The 23,175-nt window shown below is 42.3% G+C and carries 24 protein-coding genes; 6 read left to right on the top strand and 18 right to left on the bottom strand.

From position 1 onward, the window contains the following. Window positions 1-205: 205 nt before the first annotated feature. Window positions 206-1,081: a nucleotidyltransferase-like protein gene (locus NSS77_RS09405; protein ID WP_342468564.1), complete on the bottom strand. Its 876-nt coding sequence runs from the start codon at window positions 1,079-1,081 to the stop codon at window positions 206-208. Between the two features lie 132 nt (window positions 1,082-1,213). Between NSS77_RS09405 and NSS77_RS09400 the strand changes: the two genes are divergently transcribed. After that, entirely contained in the window at window positions 1,214-1,567 is a 354-nt protein-coding gene (locus NSS77_RS09400) for a YgzB family protein (RefSeq protein WP_342468563.1), read from the top strand. A 199-nt stretch (window positions 1,568-1,766) separates the two neighbouring features. Here the strand turns inward: NSS77_RS09400 and perR are convergent, their stop codons facing one another. From perR to bcp, 3 genes are all read right to left on the bottom strand, one after another. Beyond that, entirely contained in the window at window positions 1,767-2,213 is a 447-nt protein-coding gene (perR, locus tag NSS77_RS09395; protein ID WP_342468562.1) for a peroxide-responsive transcriptional repressor PerR, read from the bottom strand. 198 nt (window positions 2,214-2,411) lie between these two features. After that, window positions 2,412-3,356 carry a D-2-hydroxyacid dehydrogenase gene (locus tag NSS77_RS09390; RefSeq protein ID WP_342468561.1) on the bottom strand — a complete coding sequence of 315 codons (945 nt, stop codon included), beginning with the start codon at window positions 3,354-3,356 and terminating at the stop codon, window positions 2,412-2,414. A 5-nt stretch (window positions 3,357-3,361) separates the two neighbouring features. Continuing rightward, window positions 3,362-3,838 carry a thioredoxin-dependent thiol peroxidase gene (gene bcp, locus NSS77_RS09385; RefSeq protein WP_342468560.1) on the bottom strand — a complete coding sequence of 159 codons (477 nt, stop codon included), beginning with the start codon at window positions 3,836-3,838 and terminating at the stop codon, window positions 3,362-3,364. Between the two features lie 116 nt (window positions 3,839-3,954). Here bcp and NSS77_RS09380 point away from each other — a divergent pair, with 116 nt between their 5' ends. The 3 genes from NSS77_RS09380 to cysK all read left to right on the top strand — a co-directional run bounded on the left by NSS77_RS09380 (window position 3,955) and on the right by cysK (window position 7,659). Then, window positions 3,955-5,244, top strand: coding sequence for a glutamate-1-semialdehyde 2,1-aminomutase (locus NSS77_RS09380; RefSeq protein WP_342468559.1), 1,290 nt, complete (start codon window positions 3,955-3,957; stop codon window positions 5,242-5,244). Window positions 5,245-5,460: 216 nt separating this feature from the next. Then, window positions 5,461-6,552 carry an aromatic acid exporter family protein gene (locus NSS77_RS09375; RefSeq protein WP_342468558.1) on the top strand — a complete coding sequence of 364 codons (1,092 nt, stop codon included), beginning with the start codon at window positions 5,461-5,463 and terminating at the stop codon, window positions 6,550-6,552. A 186-nt stretch (window positions 6,553-6,738) separates the two neighbouring features. Then, entirely contained in the window at window positions 6,739-7,659 is a 921-nt protein-coding gene (gene cysK / locus NSS77_RS09370) for a cysteine synthase A (RefSeq protein WP_342468557.1), read from the top strand. Between the two features lie 11 nt (window positions 7,660-7,670). On the opposite strand, the gene NSS77_RS09365 is transcribed toward cysK, so the two are convergent. The 9 genes from NSS77_RS09365 to mutY form a co-directional block, all read right to left on the bottom strand. After that, entirely contained in the window at window positions 7,671-8,567 is an 897-nt protein-coding gene (locus tag NSS77_RS09365) for an ABC transporter permease (protein WP_342468556.1), read from the bottom strand. Between the two features lie 14 nt (window positions 8,568-8,581). Next, window positions 8,582-9,586, bottom strand: a complete 1,005-nt coding sequence (locus tag NSS77_RS09360) for an ABC transporter permease (protein WP_342468555.1) — start codon at window positions 9,584-9,586, stop codon at window positions 8,582-8,584. 72 nt (window positions 9,587-9,658) lie between these two features. Continuing rightward, window positions 9,659-11,248, bottom strand: a complete 1,590-nt coding sequence (locus tag NSS77_RS09355) for an ABC transporter substrate-binding protein (protein ID WP_342468554.1) — start codon at window positions 11,246-11,248, stop codon at window positions 9,659-9,661. 33 nt (window positions 11,249-11,281) lie between these two features. Next, entirely contained in the window at window positions 11,282-12,259 is a 978-nt protein-coding gene (locus NSS77_RS09350; protein ID WP_342468553.1) for a dipeptide ABC transporter ATP-binding protein, read from the bottom strand. After that, a complete protein-coding gene (locus NSS77_RS09345; protein ID WP_342468552.1) occupies window positions 12,234-13,250 on the bottom strand; it encodes an ABC transporter ATP-binding protein in 1,017 nt (338 codons plus the stop codon). The genes NSS77_RS09350 and NSS77_RS09345 overlap by 26 nt, the downstream gene beginning before the upstream one ends. 439 nt (window positions 13,251-13,689) lie before the next feature. Then, entirely contained in the window at window positions 13,690-15,435 is a 1,746-nt protein-coding gene (locus tag NSS77_RS09340; RefSeq protein WP_342468551.1) for an ABC transporter ATP-binding protein, read from the bottom strand. A 127-nt stretch (window positions 15,436-15,562) separates the two neighbouring features. Further along, a complete protein-coding gene (locus NSS77_RS09335) occupies window positions 15,563-16,111 on the bottom strand; it encodes a DUF402 domain-containing protein (RefSeq protein WP_342468550.1) in 549 nt (182 codons plus the stop codon). 228 nt (window positions 16,112-16,339) lie between these two features. Further along, on the bottom strand, window positions 16,340-16,474 hold the full coding sequence (locus NSS77_RS09330; RefSeq protein ID WP_342468549.1) for a hypothetical protein: 135 nt from the start codon (window positions 16,472-16,474) through the stop codon (window positions 16,340-16,342). A 46-nt stretch (window positions 16,475-16,520) separates the two neighbouring features. Next, window positions 16,521-17,600, bottom strand: coding sequence for an A/G-specific adenine glycosylase (gene mutY, locus NSS77_RS09325; RefSeq protein ID WP_342468548.1), 1,080 nt, complete (start codon window positions 17,598-17,600; stop codon window positions 16,521-16,523). A gap of 124 nt (window positions 17,601-17,724) precedes the next feature. Here mutY and NSS77_RS09320 point away from each other — a divergent pair, with 124 nt between their 5' ends. Next, window positions 17,725-18,711 carry a metal-dependent hydrolase gene (locus NSS77_RS09320; RefSeq protein ID WP_342468547.1) on the top strand — a complete coding sequence of 329 codons (987 nt, stop codon included), beginning with the start codon at window positions 17,725-17,727 and terminating at the stop codon, window positions 18,709-18,711. Window positions 18,712-18,791: 80 nt separating this feature from the next. On the opposite strand, the gene NSS77_RS09315 is transcribed toward NSS77_RS09320, so the two are convergent. Genes NSS77_RS09315 through recX form a run of 3 tightly spaced genes read right to left on the bottom strand, consistent with a single transcriptional unit; the run spans window position 18,792 to window position 20,180 of the window. After that, entirely contained in the window at window positions 18,792-19,055 is a 264-nt protein-coding gene (locus NSS77_RS09315; RefSeq protein ID WP_342468546.1) for a YfhJ family protein, read from the bottom strand. A gap of 1 nt (window position 19,056) precedes the next feature. After that, window positions 19,057-19,383 carry a YfhH family protein gene (locus tag NSS77_RS09310; RefSeq protein ID WP_342468545.1) on the bottom strand — a complete coding sequence of 109 codons (327 nt, stop codon included), beginning with the start codon at window positions 19,381-19,383 and terminating at the stop codon, window positions 19,057-19,059. After that, entirely contained in the window at window positions 19,380-20,180 is an 801-nt protein-coding gene (recX, locus tag NSS77_RS09305; protein ID WP_342468544.1) for a recombination regulator RecX, read from the bottom strand. The genes NSS77_RS09310 and recX overlap by 4 nt, the downstream gene beginning before the upstream one ends. A gap of 160 nt (window positions 20,181-20,340) precedes the next feature. Here recX and NSS77_RS09300 point away from each other — a divergent pair, with 160 nt between their 5' ends. Next, window positions 20,341-21,111, top strand: coding sequence for a polysaccharide deacetylase family protein (locus tag NSS77_RS09300; RefSeq protein ID WP_342471248.1), 771 nt, complete (start codon window positions 20,341-20,343; stop codon window positions 21,109-21,111). 361 nt (window positions 21,112-21,472) lie between these two features. On the opposite strand, the gene ribE is transcribed toward NSS77_RS09300, so the two are convergent. Together ribE and NSS77_RS09290 are read right to left on the bottom strand one after the other, a co-directional pair. Then, a complete protein-coding gene (gene ribE, locus NSS77_RS09295; RefSeq protein ID WP_342468543.1) occupies window positions 21,473-21,940 on the bottom strand; it encodes a 6,7-dimethyl-8-ribityllumazine synthase in 468 nt (155 codons plus the stop codon). Window positions 21,941-21,981: 41 nt separating this feature from the next. Beyond that, window positions 21,982-23,169, bottom strand: a complete 1,188-nt coding sequence (locus tag NSS77_RS09290) for a bifunctional 3,4-dihydroxy-2-butanone-4-phosphate synthase/GTP cyclohydrolase II (RefSeq protein WP_342468542.1) — start codon at window positions 23,167-23,169, stop codon at window positions 21,982-21,984. Between the last annotated feature and the right edge of the window lie 6 nt (window positions 23,170-23,175).

Raw genomic sequence — 23,175 nt, 5'->3', positions numbered from 1 at the left:
CAGCGACTTTTATAATTTAACATATCTGTTTTTTTGTGTCAACAACTTTTTTATCAAGTTGCTATTTAACTATAACTTTTATCGTTTAGCGACGGTAATTATAATACAACGATCAATTATAGAATGTCAATACTTTTAGCGAAAAAATTTCGAGGAAAAATAAAACTATTTAACCTCGAAAATTTCTTATTTCAATCAAAAAATATTATTTTAAAGTATCATTGATTCTATAAAGGCGATGATCGATAGATTCATTTTTGGAATGAATTCTCTCAACAATAATATATCCTTTTTCAATTAAAAATTCAATGAAAAGCTCCAATTCTACCGAATAAAATTTAAGTTCTTGATGATTATGCAAATCTTGAATTGTCCAAAGTTCCTTTGATTGCATGATTTCCATAATGTGTTCCGAGCAAGATTGAACTTTGGAATTCATGGAAAACTCGATTGCCAAAAACAATAACTCCAATCGCTTTTCAATCGATTCTCTGCTTGTCACCAGCTCTTCATACAATTTATAAACAGAAGGTTCCAATTTTTTCACCTGTGACCAGACAGTCACTTCCGGATATAAGCCATTTTCGATAATTGATAATCTGGCCAAATATTGAAGGGACTTCACCACATGATGATACGCATCCAAATGATCACCGCGCTGAAAAAATTCCTTCCCTTCAGTGTAGCTTCTCAATAATTTCGCAAATTGGATGCCGGCTTTGATCTTTCTCCCGTAATAAGAAAAATCCTCCAATTCCATTTTTAAATTACTCAAGTATTCATTCCGTTCAAACATCACTTTCCCATGAAAAACCCAATCTACAATTCGCCGGTTTTTTCCTATATATATCCACTTGTTCAACAATTGTTCTGTAATGACATGCATAGCGACTTTATGGTTTTCATAGCAATAGTGCTTTGTAAAAATAGGTAACTGGGCCTCTTTAACAATGATTAATAGGATCGTATCAAATGTATCTGTCAAGTTGATTTGATCTTCCCGTTTATTGACAAGAATTACTCCCAAGGTTTCAGGTTGACTGGCACGTTCTTGATAAATTGAACGCAGAATATAGTCCATGAATAGTCCTCCTATATAGCGATTACGTTAATTTCTTTCGACATCAAGAATAAGAATCCTTCTTTTTTTCTTTCTATTTCTACATTGTTCTCAGCTATGTTATATTAGAATCAAGATTAGGAGGGCACTCTGATGAAAAAAAGATATTCAAGCAAAATCAATAAAATACGTTCCTTCGCACTTGCACTCATATTCGTCGGATTTATCGTCATGTACGGTGCCGTGTTTTTCAAAAATAACGTCGTGTTAGTGCTTATTTTTATGTGTTTGGGTTTATTATGCATCATCGCCAGCACAGTCGTATACCTTTGGATAGGAATGTTATCCACCCGGGCAGTGAAAGTTGTCTGTCCAGGCTGCGGCAAAGAGACGAAAATGCTGGGACGCGTGGATATTTGCATGCATTGCAATGAACCGTTGACTTTGGATCCGGCACTGGAAGGCAAAGAATTCAACGAAGAATACAATAGAAAATCGAAAAAATAACCATAAAATATGAGTAGGAAAATGTATTCCTACTCATTTTATTTTATGGGTTTGAAAAGAATGCCCAAGAGTTTAAAGTCCCATATTCCATATCAAATAGGTTTCGATTTGTAATCTTCCCGAGTACCAAAGGCTATGAGATTGGCCCCTCAATCAAGACATTTAAAAAACCTAGCAACCAAAGTTACTAGGATTCTTTTTACAGCACTTGCTTATTTTTTTGTTCTAGACAGTCAGGGCAAGTTCCATAAACTTCAAGGCGGTGAGAATTAACTTTATATCCAGTAACATGAGATGCAAATTGTTCGACTTCTTTTAACGCCGGATAGTGGAAGTCGGTGATTTTCCCGCAGCTTTCACAAATCATATGGTAATGATCATTTGTTACGAAATCAAAACGGCTTGCTGCATCGCCGTATGTCAATTCCTTGACCAAACCGGCCTCGCGGAATACGCGCAAGTTGTTGTATACAGTCGCAACACTCATGTTTGGAAATTTACCTTCTAATGATTTATATATCTCATCGGCAGTTGGATGCGTCATTGAATTGATCAAATATTCCAGTATAGCATGACGTTGTGGAGTAATTCTTACGCCCGTTGCCTTTAACGTGTCTAGAGCATTTTTCAACTGCAATTCAGACATCGTCATGCACCTCTTTTCAAGAATTATTAATTAATAATTGTTATAATTAGTGTAACTGAATATTTGGATATCGTCAACTTTTAAACATGCTGAAATCACATACAATAACATAATTTTCTCAAAAAATAGTCCTATATTCAATATACTTCCTGATAAAAAATAATCACTATGAAAACGTACAATTTTTCTATAAAAAATTTAATATCCCCTCAATATGTCCATCTTGTTTTCGATATCCCGTTCGCCGTTCATCCATTTTCTTAAGCTCGGTTTGAATATTTCAAAACTGCGCTCCAAATATCTGGAAGAACGGCTTGAAATATGCGGAGAAATCGTTACGTTATCCATTTCCCAAAGCTTGCTGTCCCTTGGCAGCGGCTCTTCTTCATACACATCCAACACCGCATGGAAAATTTGCTTTTCCTCCAACGCTTTGATCAAATCTTCCGTTCTGACCAAATCTCCACGGCCGAAATTCATAAAGATGCAACTGTCTTTCATTAATGTGAAGTCTTCATAAGTCAACAAATATCTTGTTTCATTTGTGCTTGGCAGAATGGAGATGACGATATCCGCTTTCGGCAACAGGTCTTTCAACTTATCGATAGTATGTGTTTCGTTCATATAAGGCGCACTTTCCCCGTTGCGGTTGAGTCCGATCGTATAGACATCAAACGCCTGAAGCATGCGCCCCACTTCTCCGCCAATAGCCCCCGGACCTAAAATCAGGGCGGTTGAACCATTTAATTCGTACAATTTGGTCTTCTGGCTCCAAATTCTTTCTTGCTGATTTTTATAAATGAATGGCAGCGCCCTTTTAATGGAAAGAAGATGTGCAAGAATCGATTCCGCCATCGGTTTTTTATGTATGCCGCGCACATTGGAAACGACAATGCCCCGTTCGGCAATGGCCCGGTGCGGCATTTTTTCAATCCCGGCGGAAGCGACAAAAATCCATTCCATTTTTTGGGCAATCTTGATTTTTTCATCATCCAAATCTTCCCCGTAAGTCACAAGCACTTCCGCTTTCGCCAATTCTTCCTCATCAATTTTTTTATGAAAAACGAAGTCAACTTCCGGAAAATCTTTTACCAATGAATCTTTCAAATCCGGTCTTGGATCAAAAGTGAAATAAACTCTCATATCTCTTACTCCCCTTCGATTTCCCTCAAATAATTCAATACTTCTTCAATATGATTTTTCACGCGGACTTTTCTCCATTCCTTGATGACAACCCCATTTTCATCAATCAGAAATGTTGAACGTTCAATCCCCATGTATTCTTTGCCATAATTTTTCTTCAACACCCAAACGCCGTATTTTTCGCATACTTCATGATTCTCATCAACCAATAAGGAGAAGGGCAAATCGTATTTTTCAATAAATTTTTGGTGCCTTTCCGCCGAATCTGTACTTACCCCCAAAATGACCGCGTTCAGGTCCGCGAAAGACTCATAATGGTCGCGGAAATCACAGGCTTCCGTTGTGCACCCTGGCGTCATATCTTTTGGATAAAAGTAAAGAACAATTTTCTTTCCTATAAAATCACTGAGGCTGACCGGTTCCCCTTTTTCATTCATAAGAGTAAATTCCGGCGCTTTTTTATTCACTAAAGATTCGCTCATGAAAATTCCTCCTTTTCGTCTATCCTACCGAACCAGGGAAAATGTTTCAAATTCTTTGGCGTAATATGCCAAAGAAGGCTAAAATAAAATTGAAATTATAAAATGGAGGCAATACAATGATTCACACAAAATCTGAAGAAATTTATCAAGAAGCGCTAAAACATATCGTGGCTGGGGTGAACAGCCCTTCCCGCTCCTATAAAGCGGTTGGCGGTGGCGCACCAGTTGTGATGGCAAAAGGAAAAGGCCCATATTTTTGGGATGTGGACGGCAACCGTTACATCGACTATTTGGCAGGATATGGACCAATCATTACAGGATTCGGCCATCCGCACATTGCGGAAGCCATCAAACTTGCGGCTGACACAGGCGTGCTTTTCGGAACTCCAACCGAGCACGAAGTAAAATTTGCTAAAATGTTGAAAGATGCGATTCCATCGTTGGATAAAGTGCGTTTTACCAACTCAGGCACAGAAGCGGTGATGACGACGGTCCGCGTAGCCCGCGCCTATACGGGACGGACAAAAATCATCAAATTTGAAGGCTGCTATCATGGACATTTCGACCAAGTATTGGTTGCAGCAGGATCCGGTCCGGCCACCCTCGGTTCACCTGACTCAGCCGGTGTTCCTCAAACCGTGGCAACAGAAGTGATTACGGTTCCTTACAACGACACAGAACACTTGCAACTCGCAATGGACAAATGGGGGGAAGAAGTGGCAGCCATCTTGGTGGAGCCGATCGTCGGAAACTTCGGTATGGTCATGCCTAAACCGGGCTTTTTGGAATATATTCATAAAGTGGCCAAAGAATACGGAGCCCTTGTGATATATGATGAAGTGATCACCGGATTCCGTTTCCATTATGGTGGAGCGCAAAATATGCTTGGTTTTACACCGGATTTGACGGCAATGGGGAAAATTATCGGCGGTGGTCTTCCAATTGGCGCTTATGGCGGCCGCAAAGAAATCATGGATACCGTCGCACCATTAGGTCCAGCCTATCAAGCGGGAACAATGGCCGGCAACCCTGCATCCATGCTTGCGGGTATTGCTTGCTTGGAAGTGCTGCAAACACCGGGGGTATATGAAGAAATGGACCGGTTAGGTGCCATGCTTGAAAAAGGCATTTTGGATGCCGCAGAAAAACATGGCATTACAATCACGGTAAATCGCATCAAAGGTGCCCTTACTGTGTACTTTACCGATCAAAAAGTGGAAAATTATAAACAAGCGGAACAATCCGACGGCGAAATGTTTGGCCGCTTCTTTAAATTGATGCTTTCAAGAGGAATCAACTTGGCTCCTTCCAAATTCGAAGCCTGGTTCTTGACAACGGAACACAAGGAACAAGATATTCTTGAAACAATCGATGCGGTGGATTACGCATTTTCACAATTGAAATGACATAACCATGTGGGATTCCGGACTCCTTTCTATTTGAACTTGTGAGGGATTCAGGAAGGCATGAAGGAATTCCATGCCAACCCTTTCCCAGGCTTCAATATTGTCTATACATTTTTCTTGGGGGACTTTTTCATAGATGAGAATTGTGTTGTTGAATCATTTGGACGGCTTACTGAATATTGAGTTTCAAATAAATTGTAAAGTGGGGGCTTCGTTATGCAGTTAGGCGCCCGAGTATTAAAAACAGGAGTCGCAATCGTTTTTGCATTATTTTTGGCGGAGCTTTTGAAGCTTCCATCACCCGTTTTCGCCGGAATCGCTGCCATCTTTGCCATTCAGCCCTCCATCTATCGTTCTTATTTGACGATTGTGGAACAAGTGCAGGGGAACCTGATTGGAGCGGTTATTGCCATTTTATTCGGGATATTTTTCGGCCACCATATTGTCGCCATCGGGATTGCAGCCATTATTGTCATCGGAATCATGCTGAAATTGAAATTGAATTCATCCCTTTCTTTGGCCCTCGTGACCCTTGTGGCCATCATGGTATATGAAAGCGGCAACTTTTTGGAATTCAGCGTCATCCGATTTGCCACGGTCATGGTCGGGGTATTCGCGGCGTTTATTGTGAATATGGTTTTCCTGCCGCCGCGGTATGAGGTTAAGTTATTCAAGCAAATCCAATCGCTTCAGGATGATATTATCCGATGGACGAGATTGGCCATTCGGGGAGCATCTGAGCATGTATCGATGAAAAACGCTTTGAACAAATTTCAAAAGCGGCTTTCCGAGATTGAATCAATGTATGTTTTATATAAGGAAGAGAGGCAATACAGCAAAAAGAAGCGCCATAGCCAGATGCGCAAACTCGTTGTGTATCGCCAAATGATCACCACAACGAAAAAAAGCTTTGAGCTGTTGGTGAGGCTTCATAAACATGAAAATGAAATCGCCCATCTGCCTGCCACCTTTAGAACGATGCTTCAAGAGAGGCTTGACTTTTTGCTCACGTATCATGAACAGCTATTGTTGAAATATACGGGGAAACTTCGGCCGGAACATTCCAAATGGACGGTGGATAAAAAACATTTAAACCGCTCGGAAGTGATGGAGCGGTTAATCGAACAAATCGCCATCGAGAAGCAGCGGGAAGGCGAAGAAGAATTTTCAAGCTACCATTTGTTCTATATTTTTTCGAGAATCCTTGATTATGAGGAAAATCTGGAGCATCTCGACACATTGATCGTCTCTTTCCAAAACTTTCATGGCAAAGACCTCAACGAAGACTTGGAAGAACAGTTTTATTGATTGTTGCACATCCGGTATTCGGCAATACCCATTAACTCCGGACTTGCAAACCTGACTTGCTGAAATGAAGTGTTGAAAACAAAAAATTGCGGGCGCTTATCCAAGACTCCTATAAACCGGATGCTTGGGGAAGCTGCCCGCCTTCGTTTAAATGAACAATGAAAACACTTTGAAAGGAAGTTTATCATGAAATTATATCATTCTGTTGCAGAACTTATAGGCAATACACCCATCGTGAAATTAAATAGATTGCCTTCTCCTGAAGGGGCAAACGTATATATGAAGCTGGAATCCTTCAATCCCGGGGGAAGCGTGAAAGACCGCGCTGCCCACAACATGATTCTCCGCGCGGAACAGGAAGGAAAATTAATTCCCGGGAAAAGTACCGTCATTGAACCGACATCCGGGAATACCGGCATCGGCCTTGCCATGGTATGTGCTGTAAAAGGCTACCGATGCATCATTACAATGCCTGATAACGCAACGAAAGAACGTATTCAACTGATGCGGGCTTATGGCGCGGAAGTGCATTTGACACCGAGTCGGTTGCGGATGCAAGGGGCCATCGATGAAGCTTATCGGATCGCGGAAAAGATCCCCGATTCCTTTATACCTTTGCAATTTGAAAACGAAGCCAATTCAGATGCCCACAGAAATACAACCGCTGTTGAAATCTTGAAGGCATTTGGCGACAAATTGGATGCTTTCGTCTTAACCGCGGGAACAGGTGGCACGATTACAGGTACAGGGGAAGAACTGAAAAAGGTGTTGCCGGATTTGAAAATTTATGTCGTCGAACCGGCCGGATCCCCGGTGCTTGCAGGCGGCCAGCCAGGACCACATAAAATCCCCGGGACAGGCCCAGGGTTCATTCCAAAAATATTAAACACTGACATTTACGATAAAATACTTCATATTAAAGATGAAGATGCCCAAAACACCGCAAGACGCCTCGCCCGTGAAGAAGGCATCCTGGTAGGTGCATCCGGTGCAAGCTCCGCCTACTTTGCCATTCAAATCGCCAAAGACTTGCCGAAAACGGCCAATGTGTTGTGTCTTGCACCTGATACTGGTGAACGGTATTTGTCTACGGATTTGTTTGAATAAACATCCAAACCTTAGTTTTTCATTTTCGGATCGAGGGCATCCCTCAATCCGTCTCCCATCAAGTTAAAGCCGAGCACGGTCAACATGATGGCAAGTCCAGGGAAAATCATTGTCCAAGGTGCATTCATCAAATAAATTCGCGCATCGGCAAGCATTTTCCCCCACTCCGGTTGCGGTGGTTCCGCTCCTAAGCCCAGGAAGCTGAGGGCCGCCGCTTCAATAATTGCAGTCGCAATCGCTAATGTACCTTGAACGATGACCGGTGCAAAAGAGTTGGGCAGCACATGCCGAAGCAATATTCTGGAATCCTTCATTCCAATGGCTTTGGCTGCTGTAATATACTCCTCTTCTTTTACACTCAACACTTTGGAACGGATCAATCTCCCAAAGTTTGGCACATTGACGATTGCAATTGCAATTAATGCATTTTGCAATGAACTTCCCAAAATGGAAACAATCGCGATTGCAAGCAGGATGCTTGGGAATGCAAGCAAAATATCAAAGAATCTTGAAATGATCGTATCCACCCAACGGCCATAATAACCGGCTATGATTCCAAGGAAACTTCCCAGAATCGCGGATAAAACAACCGCACCGAAACCGACCGTCAAAGAAATTTGCGCCCCCCATACAACCCGCGAAAAGATGTCCCTTCCAAATTCATCTGTTCCGAACCAAAATTCACTTGAAGGAGGTACTAAATGCGTACTTGGATCTCCCAATTTTTGCTCGTTGATCCCTTCAGGCGCAATTACGGGAGCAAAAAGGGCAACCAGTATGAACAATAAAACGATGATGGTTCCCGCTACAGCCGATTTGCTTCGCAGAAAAGTGCGCAAAGCTTCTTTCCAAGGAGACGACACTTTATCCTCAATTACTTCCATTTGTTTTGTTGCTACTTCTGCCATTATTTTCCCTCCTTCTAGCTGTACTTAATCCGCTTATCGATGACTGAATATAGGATATCGACAATGAAGTTAATCATGACGAATAAGAATGCCACCACCAAAATGCCCGATTGAATGACCGGATAGTCCCTGAATCCAATGGCTTCATAAATGTAGCGACCAATTCCCGGCCAGCTGAAGATTGTCTCCGTCAGGATCGCTCCTCCTAAAAGCAAACCTGTTTGCAAACCGATGACTGTTAAAATTGGAATAATTGCATTTTTTAAAGCATGCTTATAAACGACAACAAACATTTTCTGCCCCTTTGCCCGGGCAGTGCGGATATAGTCTGAACGCATCACTTCAAGCATGGAAGAACGGGTCATACGCGCAATAATCGCCATCGGAATTGTGGCAAGGGCCAATCCCGGCAGGAACAGATGCTTGACGACTGTTCCGAATTGGTCAAATCTGCCTTGAATCAATGTATCAATCAAATAAAAATGGGTAATCGCCGTGATGGGATCACGCACTTCTTCCCGTCCGGAAGTCGGAAACCATCCTAAATTGATACTGAACATCCATTGTTCCAGCAAACCAAGCCAAAACACCGGAATGGATACACCGATCAACGCAAGAACCATCGCTAAATAGTCAAACCAGGTATTTTGGAACCAGGCTGAAATAATGCCCGCATTCATTCCAATGACAACGGCGATAAACATCGCAAAAAATGCCAACTCAAAAGTTGCGGCAAGATAAGGCCATATTTCGGAAGAGATTGGCTGGTTTGTTCGGAGGGATACTCCTAAATCGCCTTTAAGCAATCCTTTCAAATAATCGAAATACTGAACATACCACGGGTTATTCAGCCCCAAACTTTCTCTCAATGCTTCGACTGTTTCTTTGTTTGCCTGTTGTCCTAAAATCACTTGGGCCGGATCCCCAGGGATTGCACGAATAATCAAAAATACGATGAAGGTCATTCCTAAAAGCACAGGGATTAGCTGCAATAATCTTCGCCCTATGTAATGAAGCATCTTCTTCCCCCCTCTACGAATGGTATAAATGCTTGGCACTCATACTAACTCGCATGAGTGCCTCGCTTGAAATTATTTCATTTCCACTTTAGATAGTACTTCTGAACCTGTTGGATGAGGTTTATAATTTGTTACACCTTTCTTCGCGGCAAGCAGCGGAGTTGAGTGTGCAAGTGGTACCCAAGGCGCATCTTCTTTGATTAACTCTTGCGCTTTTTTGTATAATTCATTGCGTTTTTCTTCGTCCACTTCAGATTGGGCTTGTACAAGCAATTTGTGGACTTCTTCGTTGGAATAGTAAGTATAGTTGTTGCTTCCGATTGTGTCTTTATCAAGCAATGTGTATAAGAAGTTGTCCGCATCTCCGTTGTCGCCTGTCCAACCTAACAAGAAGGCGTCAAATTCACCATTATTCGCCATTTCCAAGTAAGTAGCCCATTCCGCTGTTTTGATTTCAGATGGAATACCTACATCTTGCAAGTTTTTCTGAATGGCTTCCGCAACTTTTCGGCCATCCGGCATATATGGACGTGGAACCGGCATTGCCCAAAGTTCAATTGGTGTGCCATCATATCCGGCTTGAGCAAGAAGTTCTTTTGCTTTTTCCGGATTGTATTCGTAATCTTGGATTTCGTCGTTATAACCGCTGATGGATGACGGCATAGGGTTTACAGCCACTTCGGCTCTTCCTAAGAAGAATGCATCGACAATCGCTTTTTTATCAATCGCATGGTTCACAGCCTGACGAACCAATTTATTGTCAAATGGCGGACGCGTCACTGTCAGACCTAAGTAACCGACGTTCATGGACGGACGTTCAATCAATTGTAAATCTCCATTGGATTCAACAGATTTTGCATCAGATGGGTTGATGCCATCCGCCAAGTCGATATCTCCGGCAACTAATGCATTTAAGCGCGCCGAGTTGTCAGGAATCGCGCGGAAAATCACTTTATCCAATTTTGGCAATCCTTCTTGCCAATAATCCGCGAATTTTTCAAGGGTAATGGAATCATTGCGTTTCCACTCAACAAATTTGAACGGACCTGTACCTACCGGATTATCCCCAAAACTTTCACCATATTTTTCCAACGCAGCCGGCGAAGCGATACCAAACGGGAACATCGCCAAGTTTTTCAAGAATGGTGCTTGCGGTCTTGATAATTTGAATACCACTGTATGGTCATCTTCGGCGATTACTTCGCTGATGATATCTTCGCCTTCAGCTTTGAACATGGAATGGTAGTAGTAGAACTTTTCGGATGCGCCGGCTTTCCAACGCTCGAAGTTCTTCACTACCGCTTCCGCATTGAAATCTGTTCCATCATGGAATTTTACGCCTTCGCGCAATTTAAACGTATAAGTCAAACCATCATCGCTTACTTCCCAACTTTCAGCAAGCCCCGGTTGAATGGTTGTATCTTGCTCACCGAAATTTACCAATGTTTCGAATAAATTGATTGTTACTTTTGCAGATTCCCCGTCAGTCACGATGGCTGGGTCAAGAGATACTGAATCTCCGCCGCGGCCAAACACTAATACTTGAGGAACATTTGACTTTTGATCCCCTTCGTCGTTGCCTGCCTGATCGTCATTTCCGCCACAGGCAGCCAGAACAAGCAGCAATAAAAGCAATGCTGCAGGCCAAAGTTTTTTCAACATAAAACCCCTCCTATTTTTTGATGTTCATTTATGTCATTGCTGCGCTTCATCAAAAAGATGGCACGCAACAGAATGACCCGGTTTCACTTCTTTCAATTCCGGAACGATTGTTTTGCATGCTTCCGTGGCAAAAGGACATCGCGGATGGAATAAACAACCGTTTTTCGGTACAGATTCGGAAATATCCCCTTTGATCAAGACTTCCTCTTTTTTATATGTAGGGTCAGGAACTGGAACGGAAGAAAGCAGCACTTTCGTATATGGATGAAACGGTTCCTCATAGAGGGAATCGCAATCCGCCAATTCCACCAATCTTCCCAAATACATGACTCCAACCCGATCGCTGATGTGCCGTACAACCCCCAAATCATGGGCAATGAAGATGTATGTCAGTTTCAAATCTTCCTGCAGCCGCTGCATCAGATTGAGGACTTGCGCCTGAATCGATACGTCCAATGCCGATACCGGTTCATCCGCTATGATCAATTTGGGATTGGTCATCAACGCCCTTGCGATGCCGATGCGCTGTCTTTGACCTCCGCTGAATTGATGGGGATATCTTTTCGCGTGGTAAGTATTTAAACCGACAATTTGGAGAAACTCTTTCACCATTTCTTTTCTTTCTTTTGAATTTCCAATTCCATGGACAATCAATGGTTCCTCCAGGATTTTTTCGACCGTATGCCTCGGATTCAATGAAGCGTACGGATCTTGGAACACCATTTGCAAATCCCTTCTGGCTTTCCGCATTTCACTTTTTGACAAGGATGTCAGTTCAATCCCGTTAAAATAAATTTTTCCATCAGTCGGTTCAAGCAAGCGCATAATCATTCTTCCGGTAGTGGACTTTCCGCAGCCTGATTCCCCAACGATTCCGAGCGTCTCTCCTTCAAACACTTCAAAAGAAACGCCATCAACGGCCTTTACCACTTCTGTTGTTTTGGAAAACGCTTTTTTGTGTTTCGGAAAATGTTTTTTTAATTGTTCAACTTTTAACAGTGTGTTCTTCAAGAACAGTCCCCTCCTCTTTCTCCAATAAGAAACATCTTGCCTTATGACCTGCTGAAACTTCATATATCGGAGGATTTTCATTGAAGCACCGATCCGTTGCAAATTCACATCTTGGGGCAAATCTGCATCCGGTTTTGATGGAACCAGGCTTTGGAACGGAACCCGGGATCGAATATAATGTTTCCTTCTTCACCCGCATATCCGGCACGGATTGAATAAGTCCTTTTGTATATGGATGGCTTGGATTTTTAAAGATTTCCATCACCGATGCTTCTTCCACGATTTGCCCGCTGTACATGACAACCACCCTTTCGCAGATTTCCGCCACGACACCTAAATCATGGGTGATCAGAAGAACAGCGGAATTGAATTTTTTATTCAAATCTTGCATCAGTTTCATAATTTGCGCTTGAATCGTTACATCCAATGCGGTTGTCGGTTCATCGGCAATCAGTAATTTCGGATTGCAAGACAAAGCCATCGCAATCATCACCCTCTGTCTCATACCGCCGGATAATTGATGGGGATATTCCTTCATCAATTCTTCCGCGCGGGGAAGTCCGACAAGTTTCATCATTTCGATGGCATGGCTTTCGGCTTTCTTTTTGCCCCAATCCCGATGATGGATCCGAATCGCCTCAACCAATTGGTTCCCAATTGTGAACAAAGGGTTCAAAGAAGTCATCGGCTCCTGGAAAATCATCGCGATATCCTTTCCGCGAATCTTCCGCATCTCCTTTTCCGGAAGCTTCGTCAAATCCCTGCCTTCCAGCAATATTTCACCTGATGTAATTTTTCCGGGAGGGTTTGGAACCAGCCCCATGATCGATAAAGAGGTAACGCTCTTCCCGCAACCGGATTCACCTACAATTGCCAATATTTCGCCTTCATAGACTTTAAAATCTATATGATCAACCGCGGGAACTTTTCCGTCATTTGTAAAAAATGTTGTTTCCAAATCCTTCACTTCTAGCAGCACTTTTCTCTCCATGTATTCACCTCATCTATTTATCGGATTCATATGCAAGAATCTGCCGATTTCGTTTTAGAAATTAGAATTTTCTGAAATAATATTTTAAAAAAGTAAAACGTGGGAAGCGATTCTATTGATTTATTGATTTTTCTAACCTTCAAATACAATGAATAGATTCATAGATTTTCAAAAAATAATATATAGTAATAAACAAATGGAAGATATGAGAAAAAATTCTCTAAACTAAAAATTTTTCCATTTTACTAAATATTTTATACATTTCTTTCTAACCTAGCAATATCTGTTTTTAATACAGAAAATTTTGAATTATTCATTTTATAGAATCCTTAGAAATTTTTATTTTAACATTAAATATATGGAAAAGATAGAAAAAATAAAAATTTTTGGAACATAACAATAAAAGAGCCAGGTAATTTTTTGCACCTGGCTCCTCTTTTTAATCCAAATTTTGAATTTGAAATAGGTCGTGATATATTCCTTTTTTCGCCATCAAAGACTCATGATTGCCTTCTTCTGCCACTTCACCATGGTCAATGACAAAAATTTTATCGGCATGAGTAATGGTCGATAGGCGATGGGCAATGATGATGGTTGTTCGGTCACTCGCCAAACGTTCCAACGATTCCTGGATCAACGCTTCGCTTTCCAAATCGAGGGCGGAGGTTGCTTCATCCAGCACCAAGATTGGAGGATTTTTCAAAAACACCCTTGCGATAGCGATACGCTGTTTCTGGCCGCCTGACAGCTTGACTCCCCGCTCTCCCACTTTGGTGTCATATCCATTCGGCAGCGACATGATAAAGTCATGGGCATTCGCCGCTTTTGCCGCCGCAATGACTTCTTCATCCGTCGCATCCGGTTTTCCCATTAAAATGTTTTGCTTCACGGAATCGCTGAATAAAATATTGTCCTGCAACACAATGCCGATCTGCGAACGGAGGGACTTGATGTCCACCTCCCGCACATCTTTGCCATCAATTTTTACAGAACCGGATGTTACATCATAAAAGCGCGGTATGAGGCTGACTATCGTCGATTTCCCTCCACCGCTCATTCCGACAAATGCGGCGGTTTTCCCAGGCTGGATGGTAAAGTTGATGTTTTTTAATACCGGTTGTCCCTCTTCTGCGTATTTGAATTGGACGTTCTGGAATTCCACTTTCCCTGTAACCGGCGGCAATGGAAGAGCATTCGGTTTATTTTGGACATCGTACTCTTCATCCATCAAACTGAACATCCTGTCCATTGAAGCGATGGATTGGGTAAGGGTCGTTGAAGAGTTCATCAATCTTCTTAACGGTGAATAAAGCCTCTCGATATACCCCATAAATGCCGCCATTTCACCGACGGATAGTTGCCCCTGAATGATCAGGTAAGAGGCAAAGCCGATGACCAACAAAGGGGCGATATCCGTAATCGTGTTGACTACCGCGAAGGATTTTGCATTCCATCTTGTATGGTCCAGAGATTTGTCCAAAAACTCGCCATTTTCCTTGTCAAAAATCTTTTGTTCGTGTTCCTCAAGAGCAAAGCTTTTTACAATGCTGATGCCGCTCACCCGTTCATGCAAATAGCTTTGCAAATTCGCCAGCGCCTGGGAACGGATTCTTGTCAACACCCTCAGTCTTCCAAAGAAATACTTTACACTGATTGCGAATAACGGAAGGGAAATCACCGCAACGATCGTCAATTTCCAATCCATCGTCAGCATGATTCCTATGACGATCAAAATCGTTGTCATATCAAGCCATAAATTCATCAGCCCAATCATCACAAAGTTTTTCGTCGCTTCAACATCATTGATGAAGCGGGAAATGATATCCCCTGCCCGATGATTGGAATAAAATTTCAAACTCAACTTTTGCAAGTGCACATAAAGTTCTTTCCGAATGTCATACAGCACCTTATTGCTGACATGTTGGGCGAAATATTGCCGATAATATTCCACCGGTGGCCGGATGATGAAGAAGATGACGAGGGCTCCGCCAAGCCAATAAGTCAATTGCTTGATGCGTTCGGCATCCGTCAATTCAGTATTTAACAGAATATCATCGATGACAATTTTCGTTAAGAATGGAATGAACAACGGGATGGCAAATTTGATGACCCCTATGATCAGGGTCAAAATGATTTCCCAGTAATAGGGCTTGACAAAACGCATATATCTTCGAATACTGTCCAAAAGCGATCACATCCTTACTGCTACACATGGAGTGTCAATTTTCCTTTTATTTTTCCAAGTTTGACATAACGAATTCTATTTTACCACAATAAAAAAGACGTCTCTTCCCACATGAGACGCCGAAAAGCTATTTATTATTGGATTGCATGTCTTTGTAAAATAAATACCGGTTTGTCCATACTTCTATAAAGTCCTGGGCAAAGGGACCTTTTTTCTGCTTCACCCAGCTCAGGAGTTTAGTGACATTGCGCTTTAATATTTTATCGATCACATCCGGATAGCCCATTTCCGCTTTATGTTGTTCATATTCATCTTCATCCAGCAATGTATAGGTCTTGTCAGGGAACACTTTGAGATCCAGGTCGTAATCGATATATTTGATCGCGTTATTGTCAAAGACAAAAGGGGAACTCATATTACAATAATAATAAACCCCGTCTTCCCGCAACATGCAGATGATATTGAACCAGTGTTCCGCATGAAAATAACATATGGAAGGCTCTCTTGTAAGCCAAGTTCGACCATCCGCTTCTGTAACAAGAGTTCTGTCATTTGCTCCGATAATAATATTTTTCGTTCCTTTTAATACCATCGTTTCGTGCCAAACCCGGTGGATGCTTCCATTATGTTTATAACTATGTATTTGTATGGTTTCTCCTTCTTTCGGTACCGTCATTTTTTAGCCCCACCTTTTCACTTTCCTATATACTCACGTCTATTATATCAATGTTTCTGAAAACTTGTAGGAAATAACACACTCTTTATATATTATATTGAGGAACGGCTCATTTTACTATTAAAATCAATAATTATTCTTGATGTGTTATCCATTGATAAGGAACTGGCGCAAAAAATAAAGGTATAGACAAAAATGTCTATACCAGTAGCACTCAATCGCTGTTTCTTATTTGTTGTTGTTTTTGTTTTGTTGTTGGTTTTGTGGTTTTTTGTTGTTTTGTTGGTCTTGACGAGTTTGTTCAAAATCCTGTTCTTGAGCAAACTCCTCTGCCTGGTTGTTTTTGTTGCGATTTTTTGCCATGAATGTTCACCTCCACGCTAGTTATTGTGGACAGGTGAACCCGGGATTATTCCGGGGAATGAAAAATATATTGATTCAGAATATTCACAATTTTTATCATTGGCACCGGAAGCGGCAAGCCTTCGATTTCCTTCAATGTGACATAATGCGCAAACTCCGGCAGTTCCCCGTTTTCTGTGATGTCCACCAAATGGCAACGCAAATTCCAGATTAAATGGGAGAAAATATGCTTCTGTTCGAAAAAATCTTCTTCGATGATATTTTTGATTTCCACATTGTATTTTAATTCAAATTGTTTTTTTGTATCTTCCGATGATTTGCCCTTCAGCATCATCGGAAACTGCCACATGTTTGCAAGGAGTCCTTCTTCCGGACGCTTTTCGAACAAGACTTTCCCATCATTGACTGCGATATACACATCATAAAATTCATGTTTTTCTTTTGTTTTCTTCGTCTTGATCGGCAACTGTTCCGCATCGCCTTCCATAAATCCCAGACAATATTCCCTCACCGGACAAAGCAGGCACTTTGGAGAAGATGGCGTACAAATCATCGCCCCCAAATCCATCAATGCCTGATTGAAATCCCCAGGGTATTCCGGATGGATCAATTGTTCCACCGCTTCTTCAAAGATTTTCCGGGTTTTTACAAGGGAAATGTCCTCTTTGATATGTAACACCCGGCTCAATACACGCATCACATTGCCGTCGACTGCATGTTCCGGGAGATTATAGGCAATGCTTAAAATGGCTCCGGCAGTATAAGGGCCGACGCCTTTTAATCGTTGCAGGTCATGGCGGTTGTTCGGCACCGTGCCGCCATATTTCTCAACCACTTCTTTTACACCGGCTTGCAGGTTGCGGGCTCTTGAATAATATCCAAGCCCCTCCCACATCTTGAGCAGCTCTTCTTCATCGGCGTTTGCCAGCGACTCGATTGTGGGATATTTATCGATAAACCGTTGATAATATGGAATGACCGTGTCCACACGGGTTTGTTGAAGCATCACTTCCGAAACCCAAATTTTATATGGATCGTTTGTTTGTCTCCAAGGCAAATCACGTTTTTCTTCATGAAACCATTCGACAAGACTTTGTCGAAATTGTTGCGAATATGGGTATTTCACTAGTTCCTCCTGACAGTTTTCGATTTTATTTTTAGTAATTAGGGTATAATATAATTATAAAGAAGTTGTATTTATTTTGCTTTTACAAATTCTGTAGTCCTCCGTTTTTAAGGAGATGATTGGGATGGATACTGGCACTCACCTCGTCATGGGCATTGCCCTCGGAGGGTTATCTTTGATTGATCCGGTTGTGGCAAATCATAGCGTGACTTTTGCAGCAGTTTTAACAGGAACAATTGTCGGTTCCCAAGCTCCTGATGTAGACACGATATTAAAACTCCGCAATAATGCGGTTTATATAAGACATCATCGAGGCATTACCCATTCTGTTCCTGCCGTCATTCTTTGGCCCATTGGAATTACCGCCATCGCATCGCTCATTTTCCAGGAAGCCAATGTGCTGCATCTTTGGTTATGGACGTTTCTCGCCGTTTTCTTGCATGTTTTTGTCGATATCTTCAATGCTTACGGCACGCAGGCACTAAGGCCATTCTCAAGGAAATGGGTGGCTCTCGGCGTCATCAACACCTTTGACCCATACATTTTTGGAATCCATTGTGTCGGGATCATTCTATGGGTTTTAAGGATGGACCCGGTTACGATATTTACCACTATGTATTTGGTCATCATTGGCTATTATATTTTAAGATACCTCGTTCAACAATCGGTAAAAAATGCCGTGCGCAAAACGATTCCGGATGCGGAGGTCATCATTGTCGCTCCGACCATGCGTTTCTTTATCTGGCGGGTCGCAGCCAAATCCCAAACCCATTATTATGTGGGACGGGCATTTGGACGGACAATCAATATTTACGATAAATTCAAAATCCGCCCTTTGCCTAAAACGCCTCTGGTCGAAAAGGCCTTGAGCGATCCAAATTTATCCGCCTTTTTATCTTTCTCCCCAATTTATCATTGGGACATTTCCGAACTGGAAAACGGGCTCACGGAAGTCAGATTGATCGATTTGAGATACCGAAGCAATGAACGCTATCCATTCGTAGCGGTCGCCCATTTGGATGAAGACTTGAACATCGTCACTTCCTATACCGGTTGGATTTTCAGCGAAGACAAGCTTCAACGGAAATTGCAAATCGGAGCGAGCGATTAGTTTCCGCCCAAGCGGCTGACCATATGATAATCGGCTTCAAGTGTAAAGGAGCAACCTCTTAGTAGGGGTGCTCCTTTTCATTACTCTTCATCCAATAAATGCGCATATTTCGGATTGCGGCCTGCAAATTCATGGATTTTATCGCCATAGCTTTCAATCCACTGGCGGATGATTCTTTCCGTAAATTCAGGCCCTTTATAGCGGCGGCCCGCCTTTGCATAGGTCGCCTCAAAATCCGACCATAATAATTCAATCCATGTGCGGGCTTTGTTTTCTGATAAAAATGGATTCACTTCCAATAATTCTTCAGTCAATCGCTCAATCATCATCGTGCTTGCGTCCATGTTATTCCTCCTCTTTCAGTGGAATGAGCATGGAAATTGGCAATGCTTCTTCAAATTTTTCTCCATGTAGTCGGAAGCCCCATGCAAAGCGCCCTTTCAAATATTCCACTTTGAAATATTCCCCTGGTGCCCCTTCTATTCTATAAATTTCACCAGGTTTGATGAAGGATGGGTCCATCAAATAGGCTTGTGCCATCAGCGCTTTTCTTTCGTATACGGCAAATTCATTGACGATGCCCAATTGTTCGGCTTTTCTCGCCTTTTCCTTCAGATTCGCTATCTCTTGTCTTAATTCTTCAGGCGTCATTTGCGCATATGTTTTTTTCATCCATTCTCCCTCTTTTCATCGATAAATCGATCGATCATTTCTATTGGAAATCCTTTTTGATAAAGGGCTTGTTTCACTTTCAATTCCAGCTGTTTGCCCTCAAATTTCCGGACATATTTATTCCAAATTTTTTCACCTTGAACAGCAATCAATTCGTACCATTCATCATCATCTCGCTCCAGCTCGATTTGGTCAAGTATTTCATTCACGATTTCAAAGGAATAGCCTTTTCGAATCAATGTGTCTTGAATTTTTTGCTTGATTTGAGCGGGCGTTTTTTTCGGATTCATTTTCACCGTTTTTTCGGCGAGCTGCATGGCAAGCTGCAATTGCTCTTCATGGGTGTACGATTCCAAAGCTTTTTCCATCGTGTTTTTGTCGATGCCTTTTTTCTTTAAATCCTGCTTGATGGCCATTGGACCTTTTTTGGCGGTTTTTTTCTTCGTCTCAAGCAATGCCTTGGAATAGCTTTCATCATTGAGAAAACCCAATTTCTTCAGCTTCTGAATCGCCTCAAGCACGACCGATTCACCGAAGCCGGCATCGAGCAGTTTCTTTTTCACTTCAAATTCGCTGCGCATTTGATAACTCAAAAAATGGAGCGCGCGGTTAAAGGCTTTGGCAATTTCATCTTCATAGGCGATTTCATCCATCTCAAAAGGATCGAGTATTTTTCCTTTTGTTAAGCCAAACTTTATAAGGGTGGACTCGTCCACCGAAAAAGCATATTCATCATTCAAATAAATATTATATCGTTCCTGATTTTTTTGGCGGGTGATTTTTGTAATGACTTGCATGAAAACACTCCTTGATTTTTAGTATACACAAAATCACGTTTCGTTCATATATCCGGGGCATTGTAAAGCATGCCGGCATAATCGTTTTCTTTTTGCACAATCTAAAGCAAAAAGAAGAGGAGGCGGAAAGTTGAAAGGAATAAAGTTTGCATTCGCAATCATGTTGCTTTTTGGTTTGTTGATTCCGGCACCTCAAACGTTGGCGAAGGAATATCATTGGGGGTTTACAAAAGCCAAAGATGGAAACCCACCGGATGCAGGTGCTGAATTTGAGCGATTATTGAGGGAGTACGGGGCATTTTACCGGGGAAATCCGGAGAAAAAGGTAATTTATTTGACTTTCGATAACGGATTTGAGGCGGGTCATACGGAGCAAATTCTTGATACATTAAAAAAGGAAAAAGTAAAAGCAACTTTTTTCCTAACTGGGCATTATTTGACAAGCGCATCGGATATCGTAAAACGGATAGTAAAGGAAGGGCATACAATCGGCAACCATTCCGACAAACATCCGAATATGGCGAGATTGACCCGTGAAGGCATGTTGAAGGAATGGCAGAATTTCGATAAAAAATTAAAGGAAATCACAGGGATTGAACGGACTTATTACGTTCGTCCACCGGAAGGCGTTTTCAGCACCGAGCTGTTGGAGGTTGGCAATGAACATGGCTATACCCACATTTTCTGGTCCATCGCATTTCGCGATTGGGATACGGATCAAAAGAAAGGTGCAGAATATGCATATAATGAGCTGGTCAAACAGCTGCATCCCGGTGCCATTATTTTGATGCACACTGTCGCTGAACATAATGCGGATGCATTGCCGGATTTTATTAAAGAAGCGAAACGGCAAGGATATACTTTCGGAACTTTGGATGAGTTGGTGTTTGATTATTTGGTGGATGAAATGTTTTGGGGAGAAGCTTCTTGATTTGGCAGGTTGATATGCCGTTGGGAATCCATTGTTGAATGGGTTCCTTTTTTTATAAAGTTTTTTGGGGTTAGCTTTTTATTTTGCGCAGATGGCGGTTCTTTTTGCTTGGATGGCAACTTTTCTTGCTCGGATAATCCTCCCTCTCGCTCGGATGACTCTTCCTCTTGCTCGGATAACCCTCCCTCTTGCTCGGATAACCCTCCCTCTTGCTCGGATAACTCCCCCTCTTGCTCGGATAACCCTCCCTCTTGCTCGTTCTCAAATGTTTCCCTTCCCCCTCAGATATATCCACTTCTTGTGCGAATCCATTTCCCCAAAAATAAAAAAGATTCCCCAATTGAGGAATCTTACTTCATGATTATTTAAACATCTTTTTCAAATTCGCCATTTCGATGGCAGAAACTGCGGCATCATATCCTTTGTTGCCCGCTTTTGTTCCGGCCCGTTCAATGGCCTGTTCAATATTTTCCGTTGTCACAACACCGAAAATCACCGGCACATTCGTTTGCAAAGAAACTTGGGCGATGCCTTTTGCCGCCTCATTGCAGACATAGTCGTAATGGGTTGTGGATCCCCGGATGACCGTTCCCAAGCCGATGACCGCATCATACTCTCCCGTTTCAGCCATTTGTTTTGCGATAAACGGAATTTCAAAAGCGCCAGGCACCCATGCCACATCGATGTTTGCCTCATCCACCCCATGGCGTTTTAATCCATCCAAAGCTCCATCCAACAGTTTGGAAGTGATGAATTCATTGAATCGTCCCACCACGATTCCGATTTTTAATCCTGTTCCGACTAAATTTGCTTCAAATACTTTTCCCATTTTCCATTGCTCCCTCTTAAAATTGATTCAGAATGTCAAACTTAAATAAAATGATGCATTTTTTCCCTTTTTGTTTTTAAATAATAGGCATTGATTTGATTTGGTTGGATGATAATAGGCACCCGTTCAACCACTTTGATGCCGTATTTTTCGATGCCTTCGATCTTTTCCGGATTGTTCGTCATCAGGCGGATTTTTGTAATGCCCAAATCCTTCAGCATTTGCGCGCTTAATGCATAATCCCTCAATTCCGCCGGGAAACCGAGCTTCAAGTTCGCTTCCACCGTATCCAAACCTTGCTCCTGCAATGCGTATGCCTTTAGTTTATTAATCAATCCGATGCCGCGCCCTTCCTGTTGCATGTATAAAAGAACGCCTTTGCCTTCGTTTTCAATCATTTCCAAAGATTTTTCCAACTGTGGACCGCAATCGCAGCGTTTTGAATGAAAGACATCCCCCGTCAAACAAGCCGAATGGATGCGCACAAGCGGCGCTTCATCTTCACGGATGTTTCCTTTCACCAATGCCACATGCTCCAAGCCGTCAATTTCGTTCTCATAACCGATCATTTGGAAATCCCCATAAGTCGTTGGCATTTTGACAGAGGCCGCCCGTTTCACAACCTTTTCATTTCTAAAGCGATAGCGGACCAATTCTTCAATGGAAATAATTTTTAAATCATGGACTTCTGCGAACTTCAAGAGATCGTCAAGACGGGACATTCTGCCGTCATCCCCCATGATTTCGCAAATCACCCCTGCCGGAAAAGCGCCGGCAATGCGGGCCAAATCCACCGCAGCCTCTGTATGCCCTTGTCTTTCCAACACGCCGTTTTTCTTGGCGATGAGCGGGAAAACGTGGCCCGGTCTTCTGAAATCGGATTTTTCCGCATCCGCTTCGAGCATTTTTAAAATCGTTGTCGAGCGTTCGTAGGCGCTGATACCGGTAGTTGTACTCACATGGTCGATGCTTACTGTAAATGCCGTTTGGTGATTGTCGGTATTATGGGCGACCATCGCATGCAAATCCAGCTTTTCCGCCAATTCTTCCGTTATTGGGGTACAAATCAACCCGCGGCCGTATGTCGCCATAAAATTGATGACTTCCGGTGTGGCATGTTCCGCCAAAGCGACCAAATCCCCTTCATTTTCCCGGTTCTCATCATCCACCACGATGATGGTTTTCCCTTTTTTCAAGTCTTCTATTGCTTCTTCAATTGTATTTAACATATCAAC

Origin of the sequence: Ureibacillus sp. FSL K6-3587 (assembly GCF_038593165.1) — a bacterium.
Taxonomy (GTDB): domain Bacteria; phylum Bacillota; class Bacilli; order Bacillales_A; family Planococcaceae; genus Ureibacillus; species Ureibacillus suwonensis.
This window is presented reverse-complemented; position numbering and strand designations above follow the sequence as displayed.

Excerpts from the sequence above, each read along its gene's own strand:
- NSS77_RS09405 (WP_342468564.1), bottom strand. The coding sequence starts at position 1,081 with ATGGACTATATTCTGCGTTCAATTTATCAAGAACGTGCCAGTCAACCT.
- NSS77_RS09400 (WP_342468563.1), top strand. The coding sequence starts at position 1,214 with ATGAAAAAAAGATATTCAAGCAAAATCAATAAAATACGTTCCTTCGCA.
- perR (WP_342468562.1), bottom strand. The coding sequence starts at position 2,213 with ATGTCTGAATTGCAGTTGAAAAATGCTCTAGACACGTTAAAGGCAACG.
- NSS77_RS09390 (WP_342468561.1), bottom strand. The coding sequence starts at position 3,356 with ATGAGAGTTTATTTCACTTTTGATCCAAGACCGGATTTGAAAGATTCA.
- bcp (WP_342468560.1), bottom strand. The coding sequence starts at position 3,838 with ATGAGCGAATCTTTAGTGAATAAAAAAGCGCCGGAATTTACTCTTATG.
- NSS77_RS09380 (WP_342468559.1), top strand. The coding sequence starts at position 3,955 with ATGATTCACACAAAATCTGAAGAAATTTATCAAGAAGCGCTAAAACAT.
- NSS77_RS09375 (WP_342468558.1), top strand. The coding sequence starts at position 5,461 with ATGCAGTTAGGCGCCCGAGTATTAAAAACAGGAGTCGCAATCGTTTTT.
- cysK (WP_342468557.1), top strand. The coding sequence starts at position 6,739 with ATGAAATTATATCATTCTGTTGCAGAACTTATAGGCAATACACCCATC.
- NSS77_RS09365 (WP_342468556.1), bottom strand. The coding sequence starts at position 8,567 with ATGGCAGAAGTAGCAACAAAACAAATGGAAGTAATTGAGGATAAAGTG.
- NSS77_RS09360 (WP_342468555.1), bottom strand. The coding sequence starts at position 9,586 with ATGCTTCATTACATAGGGCGAAGATTATTGCAGCTAATCCCTGTGCTT.
- NSS77_RS09355 (WP_342468554.1), bottom strand. The coding sequence starts at position 11,248 with ATGTTGAAAAAACTTTGGCCTGCAGCATTGCTTTTATTGCTGCTTGTT.
- NSS77_RS09345 (WP_342468552.1), bottom strand. The coding sequence starts at position 13,250 with ATGGAGAGAAAAGTGCTGCTAGAAGTGAAGGATTTGGAAACAACATTT.
- NSS77_RS09335 (WP_342468550.1), bottom strand. The coding sequence starts at position 16,111 with ATGACGGTACCGAAAGAAGGAGAAACCATACAAATACATAGTTATAAA.
- NSS77_RS09330 (WP_342468549.1), bottom strand. The coding sequence starts at position 16,474 with ATGGCAAAAAATCGCAACAAAAACAACCAGGCAGAGGAGTTTGCTCAA.
- NSS77_RS09320 (WP_342468547.1), top strand. The coding sequence starts at position 17,725 with ATGGATACTGGCACTCACCTCGTCATGGGCATTGCCCTCGGAGGGTTA.
- NSS77_RS09315 (WP_342468546.1), bottom strand. The coding sequence starts at position 19,055 with ATGGACGCAAGCACGATGATGATTGAGCGATTGACTGAAGAATTATTG.
- NSS77_RS09310 (WP_342468545.1), bottom strand. The coding sequence starts at position 19,383 with ATGAAAAAAACATATGCGCAAATGACGCCTGAAGAATTAAGACAAGAG.
- recX (WP_342468544.1), bottom strand. The coding sequence starts at position 20,180 with ATGCAAGTCATTACAAAAATCACCCGCCAAAAAAATCAGGAACGATAT.
- NSS77_RS09300 (WP_342471248.1), top strand. The coding sequence starts at position 20,341 with ATGTTGCTTTTTGGTTTGTTGATTCCGGCACCTCAAACGTTGGCGAAG.
- ribE (WP_342468543.1), bottom strand. The coding sequence starts at position 21,940 with ATGGGAAAAGTATTTGAAGCAAATTTAGTCGGAACAGGATTAAAAATC.
- NSS77_RS09290 (WP_342468542.1), bottom strand. The coding sequence starts at position 23,169 with ATGTTAAATACAATTGAAGAAGCAATAGAAGACTTGAAAAAAGGGAAA.